The organism is Microterricola pindariensis, from assembly GCF_002936985.1.
In the GTDB taxonomy this organism is placed as follows: domain Bacteria; phylum Actinomycetota; class Actinomycetes; order Actinomycetales; family Microbacteriaceae; genus Microterricola; species Microterricola pindariensis.
The window spans coordinates 1-9,890 of the sequence record NZ_MPZN01000096.1; the positions used below are offsets into that span (position 1 = coordinate 1).

A 9,890-nucleotide genomic window follows, 5' to 3' on the forward strand; every position below is an offset into this window, starting at 1 on the left:
TGACTTGACGGCCCCGGAAGGGTGCCCATCACCAGTTGTTTCGGCGGCCATAGCGAGAGGGAAACGCCCGGTCACATTCCGAACCCGGAAGCTAAGACTCTCAGCGCCGATGGTACTGCAGGGGGGACCCTGTGGGAGAGTAGGACACCGCCGGACTTAACTTAGAAACACCAAAACAGCCACCCTCGGGTGGCTGTTTTGCGTTAAGCGCCACACGAAGAAGGCCGCCCACTGGGCGGCCTTCTCTCGTTAACGGCGGTCGTGAAGTGCGGTTCCGCGCGCCAGGCGTCAGGCGTAGGGTGAGGGCGTCCGCTGATTTCGCCTCCCGATGAATGACCCCGCCCCACGCTTCACCGATCCACTTCCTCGCAGCCGCCCCAGCCCAGCTGCCCCGGAGCGTGAGGCGCTGCTCGAACGGGTCTACTCACGTGGGGGAGCCGCCGAGCCGGCCGCGGACTACCGCGACGCCGAGACGGGGGAGACGTTTCGGATGCGGGCCTCGGAGTGGGCGCTGCGGGAGTACGACAGGCACGAACTCGAGCGTCAGCAGGCACGCGCCTCGGCACTGCTCGCCGCTCCGCACCGACCCGCGCGAGCGGGACGCGAAACCGCGGCATGCGGCATCCGCGGATTGCTCCTCGGCACCCGGCGACGGGCGCTTGCCGCCGGCCTGATCGGCGGCGCTCTCGGCGCAACGGCCATTTCGCTCGTCGCCGAAGCGGTGAGCACGGAGCTGGAGACGCGATCGGTCGGGGATGCGGCCATCCCCGCGGTCCTGACTCCCCTCGAACCGCCCGCACGCGACTCCGATGCGCTGCGCCGGTTCACGCAGGCGAACCGGCGGGAAGAGACCTTCCCGCCGCTGCTCGGCAGCGTCTTCGCTCCGGACGCGATCGCCAATGTGTACATCCCCTTGCCCGGGGCCTCCGGGCCGCGGATCTACGCGACGCGGTGGAGTGAGGACGTGGCCTGCCTGGTGCTCGTCACGACGGACGAGCGGGTGGCGGTCAGCTGCGGATCGGTGGAGGAGCTCGAGCGGACGGGGCTGCAGTTGGACGCGTATCTGCCCAATGCCCTGACGGACCCGCTCGACCTCAGCCTGCTGACAGCGGCATCGATACCGGACGCGCCGAGCATCATCCACGTGCGCTGGCGGCCGGACGGCACCTTCGACATCGAGGATCGCCCGGTGCGCGCTCACGACTCGACTGTGCCGTGACGCCGCGGCTCACGCGGTGAGCAGGCCGAATCGATGGGCCGCCCGGTCAACGCCTGCGCCGAGGCCGCCCGCCGATGAGCGCCAGTGGTGCATGATGTGATGATGCTCACCGCCGACATGTTCCCGACCACGCACCCGCACCCGGCCGCTCCCGCAACCGGGGGAGAGGACGCCCGCTCCCTGGCCCTCGCTGTCTCTGAACAGGCGATGCGGCAGCACCGGGACTCGAACATCGTCATCCTCGACACCCTCGAGCGGGCGCGCTCCGCTCCGGCGCCCGGCGGCGGGCCCCTGGACGGCTTCACCCTCGCTGTCAAGGACATGATCGACGTCGCGGGGCTGCCGACCAGCCGCGGCTCTGCCCTCTACGGCGGCCTCGACGCGCTGCAGAGCGCGGAGTGCATCACCCGGCTGGAATCCGCGGGCGCCGCGCTCGTGGCCAAGGTCAACCTGCATGAGTTCGCGTACGGCGTCAGCAACGAGAACCCGCACTGGGGCGACGTGCTGAACCCGGCCTACCCGCACCTGATCCCCGGGGGCTCGAGCGGCGGCACGGCGGCGGCCGTGGCGGCGGGCATCGCCCGCATCGGGCTGGGAACGGACACGGCCGGCTCGATTCGGATGCCGGCCGCCTGCTGCGGCGTCGTGGGCCTGCGCCCACGCACCGGGCGAGTGGCGGGGCGCGGCGTCGCCCCCTTGGCGCCCTCCTTCGACGTCGTCGGCCCGATTTCGGCATCCGTCAGCGACACCGCCCTCGCCTGGTCGGTGCTGAGCGGCGAGGCACTCGCCGGCGCCCGCCCGCTGCGCGGCCTCGTCGTCGGCGTGATCGAGGGCTCCGTGGCCGCCGAGCCGCTGCGGGCGGCGGGTGCCGAGCTGCGCCCCTTGACGCTGCCGGGCGGTGTGCTCGACGTGTTCTGGACGGCCTTCCGCGCCGAGGTGACGAGGACGCACGAGGGGACCTATCCCCGCGCCGCCGAGGCGTACAGCGAGAACGTGCGGGCCAAGCTGGCCGCCGCGTCCGGGGTGTCGGCCGCGGCCCATCGATCGGCGCTCGCGACACTCGCCGTGATGCGCGAGGAACTGCTGAGCCGGATGACGGGCGTCGACGTGGTTGTCAGCGACACCCTCGGCTGCCCGACACCTCTCGTCGGCGCCGACGAGCTGGACTACCGTGACGACCTGGGCCGCCTCGTTGCCCCGTTCTCCGCACTGGACCTGCCCGCCCTGGCGATCGGCAACCTGCAGATCGTCGGCCGCACCGAGGCCGATGTGCTCGCCGTCGGGCTCGGCTGGGAGCACGAGCTGGGCACGATCCCCCGCGCAGACGGAGCGTGACGGGGCCGCCCGGCCGGGCTGGAGGCCTCAGGGGGCGTCGGTGCGCGTCACCCCGAGCTCGGTGAGGATCTCGCCGACCGCGCCGAGGAACGCCCCGGTGGCCGGGCTCGCCCCCTCGGTGGGCGTGAGCGCGAAGACCCGGCGGGCCAGCCTGAGCTCCGGCACGTCGAGCACGCTGACGCCGTCTGGCAGCTGGTGCAGGGCGAGCATTGGGACGAAGGACGCCGCGAATCCGCCGGCGACGAGCTGCAGGGTCACGGTGTAATCATCCGAGTGGGCGAGGGTGCGCGGGCGGAGGTCGTGTCCGCGGAAGAGCCGGTCGATGATGGCGGCGTCGCTGGTGCCCGGGTGGTGCACCACCCACGGCAGGTTGGCCAGTTGATGGATCGTCACCGGCTCGTGCGCGTGCAGCCCCCAGCCGGCCGGCACCACCACCCGGTACTCGTCGTCGCCGAGCCACTCCTGCCGCATGGCCTGCGGCCAGCTGAGCGCGGTGTCACCCACCTGGTAGACGAGGGCGACGTCGAACTCGCGCCCGGCCCGGATCTCACGAATTGTCGGTGAGGGGTCCGCGACCCAGAAGCGCAGGTCGACGTCGGAGTGCCCCCACTCCGGCCGCTCCTGCAGCCTGGCCAGCAGCGGTCGCGCCAGGCTCGGGAACAGGGCCAGTCTGAGGTCCACCACCGTCGCGCCGTGCGCGCTCGACGCCTCCGCCAGCAGGGCATCGATGTCGGCCAGCACGCGAACCGCATGCCGTGCCATCGCCGTCGCCGCCTCGGTCGGATGCGCGCTGCGCCCCGAGCGCTCGAACAGCGGAACGCCGACGGCACGCTCGAGCGCCGCCATCTGCTGCGACACCGCGGAGGCGGTATAGCCGAGCCTGTTCGCGGCGGCGGCAAAGGAGCCGAGCCGTACGGTCTCCAGCAGAGTGCGCAGGTGAATCGGATTGATCATTAGCGTTCCTTATGCTCAGCGCGGCAAGGTGTCGAGCCCCGACGCTGGGTATTGCTGGTGGTTTCACATAATCTTGCATGACATTCCCACGTACGCACTCGCACTCGCAAGGAAAACTGATGGTTGCTACGCTCTTTCGTCACCCCCAGATCCACACCATGGTGGGAGATTCTGCGCCCACCGAGGCGATCTTCGTCGTCGACGGGGTCATCGCCGCCACGGGGGAAGAAGCTGTCGCCCTGGCCGAGGCGCAGGCGGATGTGGAGATTGTGGACCTGGACGGCGCGGCCGTCATCCCGGGCTTCATCGACGCCCACATCCACACCGGCGCCATCGCCCGCGAGCTCGATGCGCTCAACCTGCGCGGCTGCACGAGTCTCGCCGAGGCGTTGGAGCGGGTGAGCCGCTACGTCGCCACGCGCGAGCCCGGCACGTTCATCGTCGGCGGGCGCTGGGACTCCAACGCCTGGGACGTGCCCGTGCAGCCCGACCGCGCCGCGTTGGACGCGGTGAGCAACGGCTGCCTGATCGCCCTGCCCAGCGTCGACGGGCACACCATGTGGGCGAACTCCCTCGCCCTCGAGGCGGTGGGCTACACCCGTGACACCCCTGACCCGGTCGGCGGTGAGATCGTGCGCGACGCAGACGGCGAGCCGACCGGAATCCTGCGCGAGTCCGCCCGCTACCCACTCCGCGATCTGCAGAACGACGTCTCCGCCGCGGAACTGCTGCCCCAGCTGAAGCGCGCACAGGCTCACCTGCTCTCGCTCGGGCTCACCGGCGTGCACGACATCGATGCCGAGGACGTGCGCGAGGCCTACCTGCAGATGCAGGCCGACGGCGATCTGCACATGCGCGTGCACAAGATGATCCCGCTGGAGCACCTCGACGCCGCCATTGCAGAGGGCCGCTACACCGGCCAGGGCGACGAGTGGTTCACCACCGGCCCCGTCAAGATCTTCTCGGACGGCGCGCTCGGATCGCACACCTCGCACATGGGGGAGGACTTCGCCGGGCAGGAGGGCAACCACGGCGTGGAGATCGTCGCCTACCCCGAGCTCGTCGCGCTCGCCCAGAAGGCGGCCTCCGCCGGGATCGCTGTGGCGACCCACGCCATCGGGGACGAGGCCAACCACCTGGTTCTGAACGCCTACGAGGAGATTCGGGCCACCTCCGCGGAGCACGGCCTGCGCAACCGGATCGAGCACTCCCAGCACATCCGGCACGCCGACATCCCGCGCTTCGCCGCGCTCGGCGTGCTGCCGTCGCTGCAGCCGACCCACTGCACCTCCGACATCCCCATCGCGGACGCGCTGCTGGCCGGCCGCGAACTCGGCAACTACGCCTGGCGTTCGTTGACGGAGTCCTCGGCACAGCTCGTCTTCGGCTCGGACGCCCCGATCGAAGACCCGACCCCGATGCACGGAATCCACGCGGCGGTCACGCGCCAGAGCTCGTCCGGCGAGCCGGCCGGCGGCTGGGAGCCGGAAGAGCGGCTCACCGTGGCTGAGGCCATCTCCGCCTACACCTACGGCGGCGCCTACGCGGCGGGACAGGAGCACGCGGTCGGGCGGCTCGCCCCCGGCCAGTTCGCCGACTTCATCGTGCTCGACGCCGACCCCTTCGCTGTCGAGCCCGAGGCGCTGCGCGGCATCACCGTCCTCAGCACCGTCGTCGGCGGCGCCGTGCGCTTCCAGCGCTAGCCCCCCCCCGAGTCCCCAGTCACACACAGCCCGGAGCAATCCGGAACAAGAAATGAGGAGTCACACTATGCGCATCCCCATCACCCCCGCCCGCGGCGCACTCGCGCTCATGCTCGGCGCGGTTCTGCTCGGCACGACAGCGTGTGGCGCGCAGAGCCTCGCGGGATCCGACTCCGCCGCCGGCGCCGGCGGCGCAGAAGGGGCCAGCGACGTCGTCCTCATCTCGGCCCCCGCCGAGGACCTCGCGGCCAGCGTCATCGAGGGCATCGAGCCCGACAGCTCCCTCACCGTTCCCGAGTCGCTGCGCGCCGGCGGCATCAAGCTCAGCACCTCCGTCGGATACCCGCCGATGGAGATGTGGGGCGCGGACGGCAAGGTCATCATCGGTCTCGACCCGTCGCTCGGGCGCGGGATCGCCCGCACCCTGGGCGTCGATCTCGTGATCACCGACCAGGAGTTCAACGCCCAGATCCCGGGCGTGCTCACCGGACGCTTCGACATGATCATGTCGTCGATGACCGACAACGAGGCCCGCCGCGAGACGATGTCGTTCGTTGACTACGTCAGCGCAGGCAACGCGTTCCTGGTGCAGACGGGCAACCCGAGCAGCATCGCCGTTCCCGCCGACCTGTGCGGCCAGATTGTCTCCGTCGTCGACAACGGCTCCTCGGCCGACCTCGCCGCCGAGTTCGACGCGCAGTGCGTCACCGACGGCAAGGGCGCAATCGAGATCCTCAAGTTCGAGGGTGACTCCGAGGCGATCCTGGCGGTCAAGAGTGGCCGTGCCGCCGCGACGATCGGTGACTACCCCGTCGCCGTGCACCGCGCGGCAGAGGCAGACTCCGGGCTGGAAGCCATCGCCATCTCCGGCGGCGAGAGCCCCTGGGGAATCGCGATCGACAAGAAGAACACCGAGCTCGTCGACGTGATCCAGAAGGCACTGCAGTCCATGATCGATTCCGGCTCCTATGCCGCGATCCTCGATGCGTGGGGCGTGCCGCAGATGGCCGTGGACTCCGCGGTCGTCAACGACGGCCAGTAGGAACACGGATGACTGCATCACACCGGCGTACCGCACCGATCCTCGGCGCGGACGGCTCTGAGACCCCCATCACCCCGCGCTGGCACCTGGGCCGCTGGATCGTCGGCACCCTCGCGGTGCTGGTCGTGGTCTGGCTGGCGACCGCGATCATCTTCAACGAGAACATCCGCTGGAACCGGGTATTCGACTACCTCTTCTCCCCGCGCATTCTCGACGGAGTCGTTGTCACGATCTGGATGAGCGTGCTGGCCACGGTGATCGGGCTCAGCCTGGGAGTCGTGCTCGCGGTGATGAAGCTCGCGAAGAACCCCGTGCTGCAGTGGATCGCTGCCGGGTACATCTGGTTCTTCCGCGGTACGCCGGTGCTGGTGCAGCTCATCTTTTGGTACAACCTCGCGTTCCTCTTCCCGTATCTCACACTGCAGGTGCCGTTCACCCAGATCGGCGTGCAGTGGGACACGAACCAGGTGATGACAAGCTTCATGGCGGCGCTGCTCGGTCTCGGCCTGAACCTCGCGGCCTACTTCGCCGAGACGGTGCGTGCCGGCATCCAGGCCGTCGACCGCGGCCAGACCGAGGCTGCCCTCGCCGGCGGCATGACACACATGCAGACCATGCGCATCATCGTGCTGCCGCAGGCGTTGCGCATCATCATCCCGCCGACGGGCAACGAGTTCATCTCAATGCTCAAGACGACATCGCTCGTCGTCGTCGTCGCCGGCAGCGACCTGATGACCAACGCGAGCCAGATCTACAAGCAGAACAACCTCATCATCGAGCTGTTGATCGTGGCGAGCCTCTGGTACATGCTGCTCACCGCCGTTGCGACCTACTTCCAATCCAAGCTGGAGCGCCGCTTCGGATCCGACGCCGTGCGCCTCGTGCGCGGGCCCGGCTTCGTGCAGAAGTTCTTGCGGAACGGCCAGCAGGCGCAGACCGCGACAGAGAGCATTGCCACCAACTCAGAGAAGGCGACGACCCGATGACCGATCCACTCGTCAGGGCGATCGCCGTGACCAAAAGCTTCGGCCACAACAAGGTGCTCAACGGCGTCGACTTCGAGGTGCGCCCCGGTGAGGTCAGCTGCATCATCGGCCCATCCGGATCGGGCAAGTCCACCTTCCTGCGGTGCATCAACGCGCTGGAGACCGTCGACGGCGGCGGGCTCGAGGTTGCGGGCGCCCAGGTGGGCTACACCTTGGAGGGCGAGAGCTACCGCCCCTGGCGCGACCGCGACTTCGCCAAGTTCCGCGCCGGAATCGGCATGGTCTTCCAGCGCTTCAACCTCTACGCGCACCTCGACGCGGCCGAGAACGTGGCCACAAGCCTGATCAACGTCGCGCGGATGGACAAGGCCGCCGCCCGTCGCCGTGCCATGGAGGAGCTGGACCGCGTCGGCCTCGCCGACCACGCCACCAAGCGCCCGCACCAGCTCTCCGGCGGCCAGCAACAGCGCGTGGCCATTGCGCGGGCGCTCGCGATGGACCCCACGCTGATGCTGTTCGACGAGCCGACCAGCGCGCTCGACCCCGAACTGGTCGAAGAGGTGCTCGAGTCGATGAAGGCGCTCGCGCTCGGCGGCATGACCATGGTCGTCGTGACGCACGAGATCGGGTTCGCCCGCGAGGTGGGAGACACGCTGAGCTTCTTCGACGCGGGAACGATCATCGAGTCCGGCCCGCCGGCCAGCGTGCTCTCCGACGCCTCCTCCCCGCGCACCCGCGCGTTCCTCGACAAGGTCCTCTGAGCCTCGTGGCCACGCGCACGCGGGATGCCGGCCAGGGTGTCGCCATCCCGCTCGCCGCCGACCCCGGCCGCATCGTCGGCATCCTGGGCGGAATGGGCCCGGCGGCGACGGCCGACTTCTACGCGAAGCTCGTGCGGGCCACGCCGGCCCGCACCGACCAGGAGCACCTGCGCACCCTGATCTGGTCGGACCCGACGATCCCCGATCGCACGGGAGCCCTCCTGCACGGCGGCGTCGACCCCACCCCGCTGCTGCTGGCCGGGGCCCTGCTGTTGCGCGCGGGCGGGGCGGCGGTCATCGCGGTGCCCTGCAACACCGCGCATGCCTTCATCCCGCGCATCGCCGGCGAGGTCGGGATCCCGTTCGTGCACATGATCGAGGAGACGGTGCTCGGCATTCGCGCGCGGCACCCGCACGCCCGGCGCATCGGGCTGCTCTCCACCACGGGCACGCAGGCGAGCCTGCTCTACGACGAGGCGCTGCGCCGGCACGGCTTCGTGCCGCTGGCACCCACGCCCGAGACGCAGGAAGCCCGCGTGATGGCGGGGATCACGCGGGTGAAGGCCGGCATCGTCGACGCCCAGACGCGTGCGTTGATCGCCGGCGCGGCGGACGAGCTGGTGGACGCGGGCGCTGAGCTGGTGATCGCCGGATGCACCGAGCTGCCGATCGCCCTCGAGGGCGCCCAGCTGCGGGCCCCGGTCGTCGATCCGACGCAGGCGCTGGCCGAGGCGGTCGTGCGCGTCATCCAACGCGAGCCGTGACCTGATCGCGGGCGCGGTCTACGCTGTGAGCATGGCGAATCGACTGGCCGACGCGATCAGCCCGTACCTGCGCTCCCACGCCGACAACCCCGTCGACTGGTGGCCGTGGGGCGCCGACGCCTTCGCCGAGGCGGCCCGCCGCGACGTGCCCGTGCTGGTCTCGATCGGCTACTCCAGCTGCCACTGGTGCCATGTCATGGCCAGGGAGAGCTTCAGCGACCCGGCCACCGCGGAGCTCATCAACGCGCGCTTCGTCGCCGTCAAGGTCGACCGGGAGGAACACCCGGACGTCGACGCCAGCTACATGGCCGCGGCCGGGGCGTTCACCCGCAACCTGGGCTGGCCGCTCACCGTCTTCGCCACCCCCGGCGGGCACCCCTTCTACGCCGGCAGCTACTTCCCGCCGGTCGCCGCGAACGGGTTGCCGGGCTTCCCCGAGCTGCTGCACGCGGTGTCGGAGGCGTGGGCCATCCGCCGCGACGCCGTCGAGGAGACCGGCGCGGCCGTGGCAGCGGCACTGGCCGAGGCGGGGGCGGGGGCGGGCTCGGGCGCCGTGCCGGCCGGCGAGGCCCCCGGCGAGCCCGAGCTGGCGGAGGCGGTCGCGCGGCTGGCCGCGCTGGAGGACCCCGTCTACGGCGGCTTCGGCACGCCGCCGCAGTTCGCCGGCCCGAAGTTCCCCGTCGCCCCCGCCCTCGGCTTCCTGTTGGAGCGCGCCGACGGCGCAGCGCTCGGCGCCCGCACGCTCAAACTGATGGGCGCCTCCCCGCTGCGAGACCCCGTCGAGGGCGGCTTCTTCCGCTACTCGACCCGCCGCGACTGGGGCGATCCGCACTTCGAGCGGATGCTCTACGACAACGCCCTGTTGCTGGATGCCGCGGTGCGCGCCGGCCAGAACGACCCGGGCGCCCGGTGGGCGCAGACCCTGAGTGAGGCGCTGGCCGGGTTCCTGCTCGGCGTGCTGCGCTTGCCCGGCGGGGCCTTCGCGAGCGCGCAAGACTCCGAGAGCACGCTCGACGGGCGGCGCAGCGAGGGCGGGTACTACGCGCTGGAGGAGGAGGAGCGCGCCCAGGTCGATCCGCCCGCCCTGGACCAGAAGGTGCTGAGCGGCTGGAATGGGCTGGGCCCA

Annotated in this window: 9 protein-coding genes and 1 rRNA gene; 9 read left to right on the top strand and 1 reads right to left on the bottom strand. The window is 70.6% G+C overall.

The window, feature by feature from the left end:
• Window positions 1-39: 39 nt before the first annotated feature.
• The 3 genes from rrf (at window position 40) to GY24_RS16425 (ending at window position 2,554) form a co-directional block, all read left to right on the top strand.
• Window positions 40-156 (top strand): 5S ribosomal RNA (rrf, locus tag GY24_RS16415).
• A 334-nt stretch (window positions 157-490) separates the two neighbouring features.
• Window positions 491-1,219 (top strand): hypothetical protein, encoded by a 729-nt coding sequence (locus tag GY24_RS16420; RefSeq protein ID WP_133161231.1) that lies wholly within the window; start codon window positions 491-493, stop codon window positions 1,217-1,219.
• A gap of 84 nt (window positions 1,220-1,303) precedes the next feature.
• Window positions 1,304-2,554: an amidase gene (locus tag GY24_RS16425; RefSeq protein ID WP_104477609.1), complete on the top strand. Its 1,251-nt coding sequence runs from the start codon at window positions 1,304-1,306 to the stop codon at window positions 2,552-2,554.
• A 27-nt stretch (window positions 2,555-2,581) separates the two neighbouring features.
• Here the strand turns inward: GY24_RS16425 and GY24_RS16430 are convergent, their stop codons facing one another.
• Window positions 2,582-3,508, bottom strand: coding sequence for a LysR family transcriptional regulator (locus GY24_RS16430; RefSeq protein WP_104477612.1), 927 nt, complete (start codon window positions 3,506-3,508; stop codon window positions 2,582-2,584).
• Window positions 3,509-3,627: 119 nt separating this feature from the next.
• On the opposite strand from GY24_RS16430, the gene GY24_RS16435 reads away from it, so the two are divergent.
• From GY24_RS16435 to GY24_RS16460, 6 genes are all read left to right on the top strand, one after another.
• Window positions 3,628-5,211 (top strand): amidohydrolase, encoded by a 1,584-nt coding sequence (locus tag GY24_RS16435; protein WP_104477614.1) that lies wholly within the window; start codon window positions 3,628-3,630, stop codon window positions 5,209-5,211.
• A gap of 67 nt (window positions 5,212-5,278) precedes the next feature.
• Window positions 5,279-6,253: an ABC transporter substrate-binding protein gene (locus GY24_RS16440; protein WP_104477616.1), complete on the top strand. Its 975-nt coding sequence runs from the start codon at window positions 5,279-5,281 to the stop codon at window positions 6,251-6,253.
• Between the two features lie 8 nt (window positions 6,254-6,261).
• Window positions 6,262-7,239 (top strand): amino acid ABC transporter permease, encoded by a 978-nt coding sequence (locus GY24_RS16445; protein WP_104477618.1) that lies wholly within the window; start codon window positions 6,262-6,264, stop codon window positions 7,237-7,239.
• Window positions 7,236-8,000, top strand: a complete 765-nt coding sequence (locus GY24_RS16450; RefSeq protein ID WP_083365207.1) for an amino acid ABC transporter ATP-binding protein — start codon at window positions 7,236-7,238, stop codon at window positions 7,998-8,000. Before GY24_RS16445 ends, GY24_RS16450 begins: the two co-directional genes overlap by 4 nt.
• Before the next feature lie 5 nt (window positions 8,001-8,005).
• Window positions 8,006-8,764, top strand: a complete 759-nt coding sequence (cuyB, locus tag GY24_RS16455; protein WP_233279433.1) for a cysteate racemase — start codon at window positions 8,006-8,008, stop codon at window positions 8,762-8,764.
• Window positions 8,765-8,795: 31 nt separating this feature from the next.
• Window positions 8,796-9,890: thioredoxin domain-containing protein (locus GY24_RS16460; RefSeq protein WP_133161232.1), on the top strand; the 1,095-nt coding region annotated here is incomplete at its 3' end.